Below are 13,866 nucleotides of genomic sequence, written 5' to 3'. Positions count from 1 at the left end.
CCGGCGATGCCAAGGGTGCAGGCGGGCGAACTCCGACTCGGCTGGCGGGAGTGGGGAGGAGGCGACGTCACCGTCGTCTTCATCCACGGAAATCTCGCCAGCAAGGACTGGATCGAGCTCGCCGCGCCATTGTTTCCGATCGGGCTCCGTGTGGTTGCAATCGATTGGCGCGGCTGTGGCGACAGCGACCGGCCGAAGCCGTCGGCCGACTATTCCAACTACTCCATGCGGCAGCACGCCGAGGACATGCTGGCGGCGCTCGATACGCTCGGGATCGGCTATTGCCATCTCGCGACACATTCCACCGGCGGCATCATCGCCGCCAGAATGCTGCTCGAGCAGCCGCAGCGCTTCGGCCGTGTGTTCGCGCTCGATCCGGTAACGCCGCTCGGCATGGCCTTCGATGCCGATCAGATCGGATTATTCAGGGCCATGATGTCGAGCAAGGAGCTGACGCGGTCCGTGATGGCTACAGCCGCTTCTTCGCTGTTCGTCCCGGAGAGCATGGGGCCGAACATGGTCCCTCGCTTTCGCGAGGGGCTGGGAGAGATCCAGACGCTGTTCGATCGGATCATCGAGCAGACCTTCGGCGTATCGGAGGGGATCTGGATCGGCACGCCGGTGAACCTGACGCGGGAGAAGGAGAGCCGTGAGCTGGAGCGCCGTATGTCCGAGATCCGGCATCCGCACCTCGTGTTGTGGGGCGAGCGGGACGGTTGGATCGCGCCGGCCGATCTCCGTGCTATGGCCGAAGCGATGCCGGATTGCCGGCTGGTCATCGTGCCAGGCGTAGGGCATTCGATGAACCTCGAATCGCCGGCACTTTATGCAGGCTATTTCGGCGCCTGGTTCGGAGGACGTGCCGCGTCACCATCCACGGCGCCAAGCTGATCCCCGGCGGGGCCTCGACGTCGACGGCGGCCACCACATCGTCGATTGACGCGCTGAGCAGTCCGGGACCCATGATCGATGGTGACATATTGCCAGTGTTTTGCCCGACGGAGCAACCGGTTCCGGGCGAACAGGAAACATCCGTCAAATCAGCCCCATGTCTACTGTGCATGGGGTTGTTTTTCGACTCTTTGATTCAGCGATAGTGAAGCGCGATCAATTCGGCCACGCAGGCCGGCTTCTTGCCGCCCTCGATCTCGATCACGAGGTGGTAGTTGACGCGCAGCCCGTCCGGCGGCACGTCCTCCGCTTCCGCGATCGTGACCCGGCCGCGTAACTTCGAGCCCGCCGGAACCGGCGCGAGATATCGGATGCGGTCAGCACCGTAATTCAGCGTGTTGCGCAGCCCCTTCAGGCCGATGACCGAGCGGATGAACAGCGGGGCAAGGGCAAGCGAGAGCAGGCCATGGGCGATAGTCTTGCCGCCCGGCATCTCCTGCTTGGCGCGCTCCTGGTCGACATGGATCCACTGCTCGTCGCAGGTCGCCTCGGCGAACTGGTTGATGCGGTCCTGCGTGATCTCGATCCAGTCGCTGGCGCCTATCTCGGTGCCGATTGCGGATTTGATCTCGTTGAAGTCGCTGAATATTCGCATGGGTTGACCTGTTCAGAGCTTCATTTCCGGAACATTGTCGGGAATGGCGAGTTCGGCCTCCGTCAAGGCCATGACCTCGCCGATGCTCATGCCGGGTGCTGTTTCCAGCAGCGTCGCCTTGCCATCGGGAAAACCGATCACGGCCATGTCGGTCACGACAAGGTTGACAGGGCGTGCCGAGGTCAGCGGCAGCGAGCATTTCACCACGATCTTCGACTTGCCCTTGGCCGCGTGCTGCATGGCGACGATCACGCGCTTGGCGCCGGTGACGAGGTCCATTGCGCCGCCCATGCCCGGGACCATCTTGCCCGGAATCATCCAGTTCGCGAGATGGCCATGCGCATCGACCTGGAGACCGCCGAGCACGGTGACATCGACGTGGCCGCCGCGGATCAGGCCGAACGACATCGCGCTGTCGAAGGTGGAGGCGCCCGGCAGCGCGCTGATCGGGCGTCCGCCGGCATCGGTGAGCGTCGGATGCGCCATCCCCTGCTCGGGAATCGGCCCGGTGCCGATCAATCCGTTCTCGGACTGGAAGAAGACCTTCAGGTCCGACGGCACATAATTGGCGACCAGGGTCGGAATGCCGATGCCGAGATTGACGAGATTGCCGCTCTTCAGCTCCTTGGCGACACGCCGGGCGATGATGATCTGGGGATCCATGATGTCACCCGTTGGTGATGAGATAGTCGACGAGCGGCGCGGGGGTGACGACGTGATCGGGCGCGATCACGCCGACCGGGACGATATGCTCCGCCGTCACGATGACGGTGTCGGCCGCCATCGCCATGACCGGGTTGAAATTGCGCGAGGTGAGGGCGTAGGCGAGGTTGCCGAGGTAGTCGGCGAGGAAGGCGTGCACCAATGCGAATTGCGCCCGCAGCGCCGTTTCCAGCAGGAACGGCTTGCCGTCGACTTCGATCTGGCGCTTGCCTTCGGCCACCAGCGTTCCGACCCCGGTCGGCGTCAGCACCCCGCCGAGACCGCACCCGCCGGCGCGGATGCGTTCGACGAAGGTGCCTTGCGGCACGAGGTCGACCGCGATCTGGTTCGCCAGCATCTGCTGCTGCGCCTTCGGATTGAGACCGATATGCGTTGCCGTCAGCTTCGACACCAGTGCCTGATCGAACAGCTTGCCGACGCCCTTGCCGGGCGTGGCCGCGTCATTCGAGATCAAGGTCAGACCCGTCTTCCTCTGACGCACGACTTCGTCGAGCAGCCGCTCCGGCGTTCCAACTCCCATGAAGCCGCCAACCATGACGCTGGCGCCCGCCGGGATCATCGCAACGGCTTCTTCGACGGAAACAGCCTTCATGATCGAAACTCCCGGTCGCCCGACGATGGGCTGAAGGGCGGTAATGTGTGGATGTTGGCGGGCGGGCGACGGGCTCCCTTGATCTGGGTCAAGGGCCTCTGGATCATTGCGCGCCGTCAGCGCGCCCTTCTCCAACGTGAACGCATGGTAGGCCTTGGGAATGATTTGGGAACCTCGACGCTGAGGCGCGCTAAAAGGCTCAAGAGAAACCGACGCTTCCGTAACAAAACCGGATCCAGTCCGGAGAGCCGAATCTTACTAAATTCAAAAGCTTGCCCTTGCATCCTGATGCTGCGTGCTATGTGCTTTGCCTGAAATCTAGAGCGAAGCACCGGGGTGCAGCACGGAATCGCGCTCGAACACCTGTGCGTCGGCGAGGTCCCGCCATTCGGACGGCGCCAAAACGACTCAATTTACGTCGAGCGTGGATCTGCCGGACACTCGCGGAGCTGATTCCCATGCCAGACAACAAGGTCGACCGTTCTGATTTGGCCCCCTCGATTCTGCCGGCCGGCATCCCCGAGCTCAGCGACGATGAATGCCTCGCTTGTCTCGCGCGCGCAGTCGAGGCGCCGGATTCGGCGCGGCTTGACGAGGTCGCTGGCCTCATTGGCCGCCTGGCAGTCGCCATCGAATAGGGCCGGCCCGGCCCTCCCATCAGGAGAGGTTGCGGAGGGCGAAACGCGCATCGCCAACCGCTATGTTGCGTTTTGACCGAGCATGCTCCAAAAGATGCCGCGATTTTTCTCCGCGGCATCGTCCGCATTGCAGGGTCCGCAAATGTCCGGTTTTTCGACCGCGCGCCAAAAAATGGTCGATGGCCAGGTGCGCACCAATGACGTCACCGACCGTCGTGTTCTCGATGCCATGCTCACGGTGCCGCGCGAGGCCTTCGTGCCGGCCGGCCGGCAGGCGCTGGCTTACCTCGATCTCGACCTCGACGTCAGCGAAGGCGCCGCCAAGCGGTTCCTGATCAAGCCGGCGCTGACCGGCAAGCTGCTCCAGGCCGCCGAGATCGGCGCGGATGACAACGTGCTGGTCGTCGGCTGCGCCACCGGCTATCTCGCCGCACTGGCCGCCAAGCTCGCGCGTCAGGTCACGGCGACCGAGTGCGATTCGGCTTTGGCGGCCAAGGCCAGCGACGCCTTCGCCGCCCAGGGGCTTGCCAATGTCGCCTGCAAGGCGGCGGCCTGCACCGAGGGGGACCCTGCTGCTGCCCCCTATGATGTGATTCTCCTCAACGGCGCGGCCGAGGTGATGCCGGAAGCGCTGCTCGGGCAGCTGAAGGAGGGTGGGCGCCTGGTGGGGGTGTCGGCCGAATCGAGGCCGCCGCGCGCCACGATCGTGACCCGTACCCACGGCGAATTCGGTCATCGGACCCTGTTCGACGCCGCCGCCCCGGTGCTTCCCGGGCTGGAACGGGCGGCTGCCTTTGTCTTCTGACGGCCCCAAAGCCGCCCCAAATCCCGTTCTGAATCAGAAGTGTGGCCGGGATGCTGCACGCGAAGAGTTTCCACTGAGAACCACCCCCAGGTAGTTCCGTCGCGCTTGACCGCGTCCTATGTTGCGGCGGGGCAACGACTCCATTGGTACGGTACCCCGGCTCGCGGGCACGAGCCGGGCGCTAGAACGAACGGAATTTCACGGATGCATGGGGTGAAGCTCTTCACCGGAGCTGCGGTTTCGGTCCTGCTGCTGGCGCTTGCCGGGCCGACACCTGCCTTGGCGGATACGATCGAGGGCGCGCTGGTGCGCGCCTATCAGAACAACCCGCAGCTCAACGCACAGCGTGCCCAGGTGCGCTCGACTGACGAGGGCGTGCCTCAGGCCTTGTCGGGCTATCGCCCGAGGGTCAATCTGACAGCGACCGGTGGCTATTCATATCAAGATTTGCAGAGTGCCCCGGGGACCAACTCAGTCTACGGAACGAGGGTGCCTCGCAGCATTGGCGTGACGGCGACACAGACGCTCTACAATGGCAACCAGACCGCCAACCGGACCCGCGCGGCGGAGAGCCAGGTGTCCGGTACGCGTGAAGCGCTGCGCGGTATGGATCAGAGCGTACTGCTGAGCGCCGCGACGACCTACATGGACTATCTGCGGGATGCCGCCACGCTCGAAGTCCAGCGCAGCAACGTGCGCGTCCTCGAGCAGACACTGAAGCAGACCCGCGACCGCTTCAATGTCGGCGAAGTGACCCGCACCGACGTCGCCCAATCGGAAGCGCAACTGGCGGCCGGGAGGACCCAGGCGCTCACCGCTGAAGCGAATCTGACGACGACCCGCGCGAACTACCGTCGCATCATCGGCAACGAGCCCACGAATCTTGCGCCCGGCTCGCCTGTCGATCGGTTTCTGCCTCAGACGCTGGCTTCCGCCATCGAGCTCGGCCTGATCGAGCACCCCAACGTGACGGCCGCCATGTACGGCATCGACGTCAATTATCTGCAGGTCAAGATCAATGAAGGAGCGTTGCTGCCGACACTTTCGGTTCAGGCAACGGCCCAGCGGGCCGACGAACAATCCTTGATTCAGATGCGTTCGTACACCGCATCGGCGATCGCGCAGCTCACCGTGCCGATCTATAATGGCGGTGGTGAATATTCGCTGATCCGCCAGTCCAAGGAGAACCTGGCGCAGCAGCGGCTCAACCTCGAAACGACTCGCGACCAGACCCGCGCGACCATTGTGCAATGGTGGGGCTCGCTGCAGGCCACCAAGGCGCAGGTGCAGTCGGCTCAGGCGCAGGTGACGGCGTCCGAGATCGCCCTGAACGGCGTCCGCGAGGAGGCCAAGGCCGGCCAGCGCACCACGCTGGACGTGCTCAATGCGCAGCAGGCGCTGGTGAACGCGCGCGTTGCGTTGGTGACCGCGCAGCACGATCGCGTGGTCGCATCGTATAACGTCCTCGCGGCGGTCGGGCGTCTATCGCCGCAGGTCCTCGGCCTTGCGACTACGACCTACGACCCCAGCGTTCACTATCATCAGGTGCGGGACAGCTGGGCGGGTGTGCGCACGCCTGACGGCCGCTGATTCCCGTAATCATCCGGTCGATCTCGCCAATAGCCGAGGTCGACCGGTGCTTTGCTTGCAATCGTCAAAATCCCTGACATAGCCTTGCCAAGATGATGCGGGTCGATTCGCCCGCGTTGATGTCGTGTGCGTAACGCTTCGACGCCGGGGCAGGGGCGCACCGCTGCGCGTCGAGCCGTGATCTGGGGACAAGTCGGGCTGCGGCGACGAAAATGGCGGACCCATCGTTGCGGAACCGGCCAATCCTGCCGTGCTTGGTGTAAAACAACGCATGCGAGGGCGTTGATGATGTGGAGTCGGAGATGACGCAGCCTGCAAAGGTCACAGAACCCTCGATGGAGGAGATTCTGGCCTCGATCCGGCGCATCATTGCCGACGACGAGGCAAAGCCCCCGCCGGCTGAGGCCGCCAAGCCCGAGAAGGCTGCTGCGCCCGCCGCGCCGCCGAAGCCGCAGGCGATGAACGACATTCCGCCATCCAAGGTCGCTCCGCCTAAACCCGCCGCCGAGAAGCCGGCACCGCCGCCGGCTGCAAAGCCGGCGCCGCCACCTGCGCCGGCGCCCGCGGCGGACGCATCCAACAGCCAGGACGATATCGACGCGTTGCTGGCGGGTCTCGATGCGGCCACACCTACGCCGGAGGTCCGCGCGCCCGAGCCAGAGCCCGAGCCTGAGCCTGAGCCCGACGTGCTCGAACTGACCGACGACATGGCGATGGACCCGACGCCGCCTCCGCCGCCGCCGACCTTCCGCAAGGTCGAGCCACGCGACGATCTCGAATTCGCCGAGCCGCCGCGTCCCGCCCCGCCGCCGTCCTACGCGCCGGTGGATTTCGACGCGCCGCCGCTGCCCCCACAGCAGCCGATCCTCGCGCAATCGACGGTCTCCGCGGTCGAATCCGCCTTCAACTCCCTGGCCCATACGGTGCTCAGCAGCAACGCCCGGACGCTGGAGGACTTGGTCAAGGAGATGCTGCGGCCGATGCTGAAGTCCTGGCTCGACGACAATCTGCCCGGCCTCGTTGAGCGCATCGTGAAGGCCGAAATCGAGCGGGTCTCGCGCGGCGGCCGCTGAGGACGGCCGAAAGGCCCTCATAAAGCCTGGCTTCGGGTGTCATATTCGAGCCCGGACCGGGTCGGAAAGCGCTGTCGCCGCCGCGCTTTCCCTGAGCTTTTCGTTGACTTGGCCCCCTCGCGCGGCTTTCTAGCAGCCCCATGATCGAGAAAAATTACCAACCCGCCGATATCGAAACCCGCATGTCCGTGGTGTGGGAGGACAGCCTTGCGTTCAAGGCTGGCCGGCCCGACCGCCGTGATGCCGTGCCCTTCACCATCGTGATCCCGCCGCCGAACGTGACGGGCTCGCTGCACATGGGCCACGCCCTCAACAACACGCTGCAGGACATCCTTTGCCGGTTCGAGCGCATGCGTGGCCGCGACGTGCTGTGGCAGCCCGGCACCGATCATGCCGGCATCGCCACCCAGATGGTGGTCGAGCGGCAGCTGATGGAGCGCCAGCAGCCCGGTCGTCGCGAGATGGGCCGCGAGAAGTTTCTGGAGCGGGTCTGGCAGTGGAAGGCCGAGAGCGGCGACACCATCATCAACCAGCTCAAGCGCCTCGGTGCGTCCTGCGACTGGTCGCGCGAGCGCTTCACCATGGACGAGGGCCTGTCGAAGGCCGTCGTCAAGGTCTTCGTCGAGCTGCACCGCGAGGGCCTGATCTACAAGGACAAGCGGCTGGTGAACTGGGACACCAAGCTGCTCACCGCGATCTCCGATCTCGAAGTGCAGCAGACGGAAGTGAAGGGCCACCTCTGGTATCTGCGCTATCCGATCGAGGGCAAGACGTTCAACCCCGAGGATCCCTCGAGCTTCATCGTGGTCGCCACCACGCGACCCGAGACCATGCTCGGCGATACCGGCGTGGCCGTGCATCCGGAGGATGATCGCTACCAGCAGCTGATCGGCAAGAACGTCGTCCTGCCGCTGGTCGGCCGCAAGATCAAAATCGTCGCCGACGAGTATTCCGATCCCGAAAAGGGATCGGGCGCTGTGAAGGTGACGCCGGCGCACGACTTCAACGATTTCGAGGTCGGCAATCGCCACGGGCTGCGCCGGATCAGCGTGCTCGACAGGGAAGGCTGTCTCGATCTCCTCGACAACGAGGATTATCTGCGCGACCTGCCCGAAGGCGCTGCGCAATTCGCCGAGGAATTCCACAAGGTCGACCGCTTCGCTGCGCGCAAGCGCATCGTCGAGCGGCTGGAATCGTTCGGCTTCGTCGAACGGATCGAGCCGCACACCCACATGGTGCCGCACGGCGATCGTTCCAACAGCGTGATCGAGCCCTACCTGACCGACCAGTGGTACGTCGACGCCAAGACGCTGGCGAGACCTGCGATCGCGGCGGTGCGTTCGGGCGAAACGACGTTCGTGCCGAAGAACTGGGAAAAGACCTATTACGAGTGGATGGAGAACATCCAGCCCTGGTGCATCTCGCGTCAGCTCTGGTGGGGCCATCAGATCCCGGCCTGGTACGGCCCTGACGGCAAGGTGTTCGTCGCCGAGACCGAGGAGGAGGCCATCAGCCACGCGCTCGGCTATTACGTCGAGCAGGAGGTCATTACGCCCGAGCAGGGCCGCGAGATGGCGCTCGACCGCAACAAGCGGGAAGGCTTCATCACGCGCGATGAGGACGTGCTCGACACCTGGTTCTCCTCGGCGCTGTGGCCGTTCTCGACGCTCGGCTGGCCCGACGAGACGCCCGAGGTGCAGCGCTATTATCCGACCAATGCGCTGGTGACCGGCTTCGACATCATCTTCTTCTGGGTCGCCCGCATGATGATGATGGGCCTGCACTTCATGAAGGAAGTACCGTTCTCGACCATCTACATCCATGCCCTCGTCCGCGACGAGAAGGGCGCCAAGATGTCGAAGTCGAAGGGCAACGTCATCGATCCCCTCCACCTGATCGACGAATACGGCGCCGACGCGCTGCGCTTCACCCTGGCCGCGATGGCGGCGCAGGGGCGCGACATCAAGCTCGCCACCAGCCGCGTCGAAGGCTACCGCAATTTCGCGACCAAGCTCTGGAACGCGTGCCGGTTCGCGGAGATGAACCACTGCGCCGTGCCTGATGGTTTCGAGCCGGCGAAGGCAAAGGAGACGCTGAACCGGTGGATCGCGCATGAGACCGCCCACACCACGCGCGAGGTGACCGAGGCGATCGAAGCTTATCGCTTCAACGATGCAGCCGGCAGCATCTATCGCTTCGTCTGGAACGTCTATTGCGACTGGTATGTCGAGCTCGCCAAGCCCGTGCTGCTCGGTCCGGACAACCCTGCCAAGGACGAGACCCGCGCCATGGTCGCCTGGGCGCGCGACGAGATCCTGAAGCTGTTGCATCCCTTCATGCCCTTCATCACCGAAGAGCTGTGGGAGGTGACGGCCAGGCGCGAGGGCCTGCTCGCATTGGCGCCGTGGCCGCTGAAGCCGGTCGAGCCGACGCCGGAGCAGCTCGCGATGCTTGCGGCGACCACGGGACCGACCGATGCGCTCGTCTCGCCGGCCTGGGTGCTGCCGATCTTCGATCATGCCGACTTCACCGATCCGGCTGCCGAAGCCGAGATCGGCTGGGTCATCGACCTCGTCACGCAGATCCGCTCGGTGCGAGCCGAGATGAATATCGCGCCGGCAACGCTGACGGCGCTGGTGCTCGCAGGCGCTTCGGCCGAAACCAAGGAGCGCGCGCCGCGCTGGACCGATGTCATCAAGCGTATGGCGCGGCTGTCGGACATCTCGTTCGCCGACCGCGCGCCTGACGGCGCTGTCCAGCTGCTGGTGCGCGGCGAGGTCGCCGCGCTGCCGCTCAAGGGCGTGATCGACGTCGCCGCCGAGCGCACGCGCCTCGACAAGGAGATCGGCAAGGCCGAGGCCGACATCAAGCGCGCCGAGTCGAAGCTGGCGAACGAGAAGTTCGTCGCCAACGCGGCCGAGGAAGTCGTCGAGGAGGAGCGCGAAAAGCGCGAGGCGGCGCTGGCGCGCAAGGCCAAGCTGCTTGAGGCGATGGAGCGGCTGAAGCAGGCGTCTTAGAGCATGATCCGGAAAAGTGTGCAGCGGTTTTCCGGAAAGATCATGCTCAAACAATAACCTAAAGCGCGATGATGATTCATCGCGCTTTAGGCCTATTTCGGAAACGGCTTGCTCAAAAACTTCGAGCCCCTGACGCCGTAGCGCCAGGGCAGCTCGACCGCCTTGGTGATGCCGATGCGGATGCCGGTTGCGACCTCGACATCCTCGGTTCGCGCATGCAACGCGATGGGGGGCCGGTCCAGCGGCAGGGCGTTGTGCGCGATGGTGATGCCGAGCGCCTCGGTCAGCTTGCCAGGGCCCGAGCACAGCGCATGCACCTCCTGCAGACGCCGGCGTTGGCGCATCGCGGCCAATCCATGCGTCGGCTCCAGCGCGCGGATCAACACGGCACTGGCCGAGCCTTCCTCCTCGCAGACGAAGTTGACGCACCAATGAATGCCGTAGGAGCGGTAGACATAGGCAAAGCCAGGCGGGCCAAACATGACCTGGTTCCGCTGCGTCGGCCCGCGATAGGAGTGCGCCGCCGGGTCGGTATGGTGATAGGCCTCGACCTCGACGATGATCCCGCCGACGCCGTCGACGAGCATGGTGGCGCCGATCAGGTCGGGCGCGACCTCATGGACGCTGCGTCCGAAGAAGGCGCGCTTCAGGGGCTTGCCGAGCCGCGGTGGTGAAGCGTTCGAGATTGGAGCCATTCGAGGTGAGAATCGCCTGAGAACAGAGCAAGATATTGCCCATATCTGCCATGTTCCCTGAAGCGGGGCGAGCCGGGTTGCGATGCCAGGCCAGACCGACTAGGTAGGACCTGAACAGACCGGACACCCCATGGTCGTTATTGTCGATACCATCTCGAACCCGCTGCGCCCGCGCCACCCCGAAAAGGTGAATCGGCCCGATTCCGCTTCGCCGCCGAAGCCGGACTGGATTCGCGTGCGCGCTCCGAACACCCGCGGCTATGCCGACACCCGCAACATCGTGCGCGCCAACGGCCTGCACACGGTGTGCGAGGAGGCGGGCTGCCCGAACATTGGCGAGTGCTGGGACAGGAAGCACGCGACCTTTATGATCATGGGTGACACCTGCACCCGGGCCTGCGCCTTCTGCAACGTCAAGACCGGCTTGCCGAATGCACTGGATGCGGCCGAGCCGCAGAACGTCGCCGAGGCCGTGGCGAAGCTGGGCCTCGCCCACGTCGTCATCACCTCGGTCGACCGCGACGACCTCACTGACGGCGGTGCCGAGCATTTCGCTCGGACTATCCGCGCGATCAGGGCCGCGTGTCCCTCGACGACGATCGAGATCCTGACGCCCGACTTCCTGCGCAAGGAGGGGGCGCTCGAAATCGTCGTCGCGGCGAAGCCCGATGTCTTCAACCACAATCTCGAGACGGTGCCGTCGCGTTATCTCACGGTCCGGCCCGGCGCGCGCTACTTCCATTCGATCCGGCTGCTGCAGCGGGTCAAGGAGCTCGATCCCACCATCTTCACCAAGTCCGGCATCATGGTCGGCCTCGGCGAAGAGCGCCACGAGGTGCAGCAGGTGATGGACGATCTACGCTCGGCCGACGTCGACTTCCTGACCATCGGACAATATCTGCAACCGACCCGCAAGCATCACGCGGTGATGCGCTACGTGCCGCCGGACGAGTTCTCGTCCTACGAAAAGATCGCCTACACGAAGGGCTTCCTGATGGTGTCGGCAAGCCCGCTCACCCGCTCGTCGCATCATGCCGGCGAGGATTTCGCGAGACTGAAGGCTGCGCGGGCAGCTCACGCCCGTTGACGTACCATGCATCGAGTTTCGAGCAAGCACCGTGTCAACCACAGCGCGTCCGAGATGTTTGATCTGGTCGCCGATGTCGAGCGCTACCCGGAATTCGTGCCGCTGTGCAGCGCGCTGAAGGTGCGCCAGCGCATGGCGAAACCCGACGGCACCGAGGTGCTGGTCGCCGACATGACGGTGTCGTTCAAGCTGGTCAAGGAATCCTTCACCAGCCGCGTGACGCTCGACCGCGCCAATCTGAAGATCCTGGTCGAATATCTGCAAGGTCCGTTCAGGAATCTGGAAAACCGTTGGACGTTCGAGCCCAAGGGCGAGGGCGTCTGCGACGTCGGCTTCTTCCTCGCCTACGAATTCAAGAGCCGCATGCTGGCGATGCTGATGGGCTCGATGTTCGATGCCGCCTTCGCGCGGTTCTCGACCGCGTTCGAGAAACGGGCGGACGCGATCTACGGCCGGCCGAAGCTGGCGTCGACGTAGTCGCGATCAGCACTGCTCTCTCCACCGTCATTGCGAGCGCAGCAAAGCAATCCAGGGCGTCTCCGCGGAGGGATTCTAGATTGCTTCGCTGCGCTCGCAATGGCAATGGAGCGGCGGGCGTGCCCTCCCAATCCAACATCGCTCCGTGTTCCCCATCAGCATCCACCGGGATCATTTCGCATCGCGGCGCGTTCTCAACCGACTGACCGGGTTGGAGCCGCCATGACTATCAATTTCGACACGCTGAAAGCTTCGCTTGTCCTGTATGGCCTGAACGCGATCTACGCGGTCCTGCTGCTCGCGGTCGGCTGGTATCTGTCCGGCGCGATGCAACGCTTCGTCACGCGCGTCCTCAGCGTTACGCACCGCGTCGACCCGCTGGTGACGCTGTTCGTAGGCAGCCTTGCGCGCTATGGCGTGCTCGCGGTCGTCGGCATCGCCGTGCTGCAGCTGTTCGGCATCCAGACGGCGAGCCTCGTTGCCGTGCTGGGCGCGACCTCGCTCGCCATTGGTCTTGCCTTGCAGGGCACGCTGTCCAATCTCGCCGCCGGCGTGATGCTGCTCTTGTTCCGGCCATTTCACATCGGCGACGATGTCGAGGTCGCCGGCAAGGCGGGCAAGGTGAGGTCGCTGTCGCTGTTCATGACCGAGCTGGTCGCGCCCGACAACACGCAGATCCTGTTGCCGAACGGACAGGTCTGGGGCGCGGCCATCATCAACCACAGCGCCTATCCTGGCACGGGCGAGATCAAGGTGACGTTTCCGGTCCCCGCCGGCGCCGTTCCGGCGCTGGCCGATCGCATTCTGAAGGAGCTTCGCAAGGATTCCCGCATCGACGATCAGGCGCAACCTGCCGTCTCCGTCAGCAAGGTCCTCGATGTCGCCAATCCCGCCGCGCCGATCCTGGAATTGACGGTTAGCGCCAAGGCGAAACCGTCTGAAGCTGGCGCGGTCAAGCAGTGCGTGCTCGATCATGCGAGCGCGCTGCTTGCCACGGCCGCCTAAGGCGTTCTATCCCCGCGGCGGACGTGGCGGCCTGCGTTTCACCACATGCCGGCGCGGTGAGCGCGTCACACGCGGGCGCAGGCGGCTGGCGGCGGTGCGCTGCGGCTTGGCCGCGACTTGCGGGCCGCGGGCCAGATCCATCAGCATGCGCAGCGCCTCGACCACGGAGCGGGCGCGCACCGCGCTGCGGCCGATGGCGCCGAAGCGGTGCTCGCGGTGGATGATGCGGCCGTCGCGGGCGGCGGCGGCGAAGTGCACGAGACCGACCGGCTTGCCGGGCGTGGCGCCGCCCGGGCCGGCGATGCCGGTGATGGCGACCGCGAGATCGACATCGGCGCGCTCAAGCGCACCGATTGCCATTGCGGTCGCGGTCTCCTTGCTTACGGCGCCGAAATTGGCCAACGTGCTCGCCTCGACGCCAAGCATCGCGCGCTTGGCCTCGTTGGAATAGGTGACGAAGCCGCGGTCGATGACATCGGACGAGCCCGGGATGTCAGTCAGTGCGCCCGCGACGAGACCGCCGGTGCAGGATTCGGCCGTTGCGATCGTCAGCTTGCGCATCCGGCACAGATCGAGCAGCGAGCGGGAGAGGGCGCGTGCGTCGCTGCCGCCCATGGC

Annotated in this window: 14 protein-coding genes; 9 read left to right on the top strand and 5 right to left on the bottom strand. The window is 64.9% G+C overall.

Features of this window, described 5'->3' with window-relative positions:
• The first annotated feature begins 6 nt into the window (after window positions 1-6).
• Window positions 7-891 carry an alpha/beta fold hydrolase gene (locus I6F20_RS05925; RefSeq protein WP_109143791.1) on the top strand — a complete coding sequence of 295 codons (885 nt, stop codon included), beginning with the start codon at window positions 7-9 and terminating at the stop codon, window positions 889-891.
• Window positions 892-1,087: 196 nt separating this feature from the next.
• Here I6F20_RS05925 and I6F20_RS05920 read toward each other — a convergent pair whose 3' ends face one another.
• Genes I6F20_RS05920 through I6F20_RS05910 form a run of 3 tightly spaced genes read right to left on the bottom strand, consistent with a single transcriptional unit; the run spans window position 1,088 to window position 2,861 of the window.
• A complete protein-coding gene (locus I6F20_RS05920) occupies window positions 1,088-1,546 on the bottom strand; it encodes a MaoC family dehydratase (RefSeq protein ID WP_036028008.1) in 459 nt (152 codons plus the stop codon).
• Between the two features lie 12 nt (window positions 1,547-1,558).
• Window positions 1,559-2,209 carry a 3-oxoacid CoA-transferase subunit B gene (locus I6F20_RS05915; protein WP_225125424.1) on the bottom strand — a complete coding sequence of 217 codons (651 nt, stop codon included), beginning with the start codon at window positions 2,207-2,209 and terminating at the stop codon, window positions 1,559-1,561.
• A 4-nt stretch (window positions 2,210-2,213) separates the two neighbouring features.
• Window positions 2,214-2,861: a CoA transferase subunit A gene (locus tag I6F20_RS05910; protein ID WP_035999395.1), complete on the bottom strand. Its 648-nt coding sequence runs from the start codon at window positions 2,859-2,861 to the stop codon at window positions 2,214-2,216.
• A 458-nt stretch (window positions 2,862-3,319) separates the two neighbouring features.
• Here I6F20_RS05910 and I6F20_RS05905 point away from each other — a divergent pair, with 458 nt between their 5' ends.
• The 5 genes from I6F20_RS05905 to I6F20_RS05885 all read left to right on the top strand — a co-directional run bounded on the left by I6F20_RS05905 (window position 3,320) and on the right by I6F20_RS05885 (window position 9,984).
• Window positions 3,320-3,499, top strand: coding sequence for a hypothetical protein (locus I6F20_RS05905; protein WP_035999393.1), 180 nt, complete (start codon window positions 3,320-3,322; stop codon window positions 3,497-3,499).
• A gap of 142 nt (window positions 3,500-3,641) precedes the next feature.
• A complete protein-coding gene (locus tag I6F20_RS05900) occupies window positions 3,642-4,304 on the top strand; it encodes a protein-L-isoaspartate O-methyltransferase family protein (RefSeq protein WP_036028010.1) in 663 nt (220 codons plus the stop codon).
• A gap of 204 nt (window positions 4,305-4,508) precedes the next feature.
• Window positions 4,509-5,894 carry a TolC family outer membrane protein gene (locus tag I6F20_RS05895; protein WP_035999388.1) on the top strand — a complete coding sequence of 462 codons (1,386 nt, stop codon included), beginning with the start codon at window positions 4,509-4,511 and terminating at the stop codon, window positions 5,892-5,894.
• Between the two features lie 302 nt (window positions 5,895-6,196).
• Window positions 6,197-6,967, top strand: coding sequence for a PopZ family protein (locus I6F20_RS05890; protein WP_225112862.1), 771 nt, complete (start codon window positions 6,197-6,199; stop codon window positions 6,965-6,967).
• Between the two features lie 140 nt (window positions 6,968-7,107).
• Window positions 7,108-9,984, top strand: coding sequence for a valine--tRNA ligase (locus I6F20_RS05885; RefSeq protein WP_225125422.1), 2,877 nt, complete (start codon window positions 7,108-7,110; stop codon window positions 9,982-9,984).
• Window positions 9,985-10,076: 92 nt separating this feature from the next.
• Here I6F20_RS05885 and I6F20_RS05880 read toward each other — a convergent pair whose 3' ends face one another.
• The gene (locus tag I6F20_RS05880) at window positions 10,077-10,679 is read right to left on the bottom strand and encodes a DNA-3-methyladenine glycosylase (RefSeq protein ID WP_225125420.1); all 603 of its coding nucleotides are present in this window, start codon (window positions 10,677-10,679) and stop codon (window positions 10,077-10,079) included.
• A gap of 130 nt (window positions 10,680-10,809) precedes the next feature.
• Here I6F20_RS05880 and lipA point away from each other — a divergent pair, with 130 nt between their 5' ends.
• From lipA to I6F20_RS05865, 3 genes are all read left to right on the top strand, one after another.
• Complete coding sequence (gene lipA / locus I6F20_RS05875; protein ID WP_225125418.1) at window positions 10,810-11,766, top strand: lipoyl synthase; 957 nt, start codon at window positions 10,810-10,812, stop codon at window positions 11,764-11,766.
• A gap of 6 nt (window positions 11,767-11,772) precedes the next feature.
• A complete protein-coding gene (locus tag I6F20_RS05870) occupies window positions 11,773-12,243 on the top strand; it encodes a type II toxin-antitoxin system RatA family toxin (RefSeq protein ID WP_027542754.1) in 471 nt (156 codons plus the stop codon).
• A 222-nt stretch (window positions 12,244-12,465) separates the two neighbouring features.
• The gene (locus I6F20_RS05865; RefSeq protein ID WP_050996038.1) at window positions 12,466-13,248 is read left to right on the top strand and encodes a mechanosensitive ion channel family protein; all 783 of its coding nucleotides are present in this window, start codon (window positions 12,466-12,468) and stop codon (window positions 13,246-13,248) included.
• 6 nt (window positions 13,249-13,254) lie between these two features.
• On the opposite strand, the gene I6F20_RS05860 is transcribed toward I6F20_RS05865, so the two are convergent.
• On the bottom strand, window positions 13,255-13,863 hold the full coding sequence (locus I6F20_RS05860; RefSeq protein WP_035999375.1) for a CinA family protein: 609 nt from the start codon (window positions 13,861-13,863) through the stop codon (window positions 13,255-13,257).
• Window positions 13,864-13,866: the final 3 nt, after the last annotated feature.

It is taken from the genome of Bradyrhizobium sp. IC3123 (assembly GCF_020193625.1).
In the GTDB taxonomy this organism is placed as follows: domain Bacteria; phylum Pseudomonadota; class Alphaproteobacteria; order Rhizobiales; family Xanthobacteraceae; genus Bradyrhizobium; species Bradyrhizobium yuanmingense.
Note: the sequence above shows the minus strand (reverse complement) of the source record. Positions and strands in the feature narration are given on the sequence as shown.

Excerpts from the sequence above, each read along its gene's own strand:
- I6F20_RS05925 (WP_109143791.1), top strand. The coding sequence starts at position 7 with ATGCCAAGGGTGCAGGCGGGCGAACTCCGACTCGGCTGGCGGGAGTGG.
- I6F20_RS05920 (WP_036028008.1), bottom strand. The coding sequence starts at position 1,546 with ATGCGAATATTCAGCGACTTCAACGAGATCAAATCCGCAATCGGCACC.
- I6F20_RS05915 (WP_225125424.1), bottom strand. The coding sequence starts at position 2,209 with ATGGATCCCCAGATCATCATCGCCCGGCGTGTCGCCAAGGAGCTGAAG.
- I6F20_RS05910 (WP_035999395.1), bottom strand. The coding sequence starts at position 2,861 with ATGAAGGCTGTTTCCGTCGAAGAAGCCGTTGCGATGATCCCGGCGGGC.
- I6F20_RS05905 (WP_035999393.1), top strand. The coding sequence starts at position 3,320 with ATGCCAGACAACAAGGTCGACCGTTCTGATTTGGCCCCCTCGATTCTG.
- I6F20_RS05900 (WP_036028010.1), top strand. The coding sequence starts at position 3,642 with ATGTCCGGTTTTTCGACCGCGCGCCAAAAAATGGTCGATGGCCAGGTG.
- I6F20_RS05895 (WP_035999388.1), top strand. The coding sequence starts at position 4,509 with ATGCATGGGGTGAAGCTCTTCACCGGAGCTGCGGTTTCGGTCCTGCTG.
- I6F20_RS05890 (WP_225112862.1), top strand. The coding sequence starts at position 6,197 with ATGACGCAGCCTGCAAAGGTCACAGAACCCTCGATGGAGGAGATTCTG.
- I6F20_RS05885 (WP_225125422.1), top strand. The coding sequence starts at position 7,108 with ATGATCGAGAAAAATTACCAACCCGCCGATATCGAAACCCGCATGTCC.
- I6F20_RS05880 (WP_225125420.1), bottom strand. The coding sequence starts at position 10,679 with ATGGCTCCAATCTCGAACGCTTCACCACCGCGGCTCGGCAAGCCCCTG.
- lipA (WP_225125418.1), top strand. The coding sequence starts at position 10,810 with ATGGTCGTTATTGTCGATACCATCTCGAACCCGCTGCGCCCGCGCCAC.
- I6F20_RS05870 (WP_027542754.1), top strand. The coding sequence starts at position 11,773 with ATGCATCGAGTTTCGAGCAAGCACCGTGTCAACCACAGCGCGTCCGAG.
- I6F20_RS05865 (WP_050996038.1), top strand. The coding sequence starts at position 12,466 with ATGACTATCAATTTCGACACGCTGAAAGCTTCGCTTGTCCTGTATGGC.
- I6F20_RS05860 (WP_035999375.1), bottom strand. The coding sequence starts at position 13,863 with ATGGGCGGCAGCGACGCACGCGCCCTCTCCCGCTCGCTGCTCGATCTG.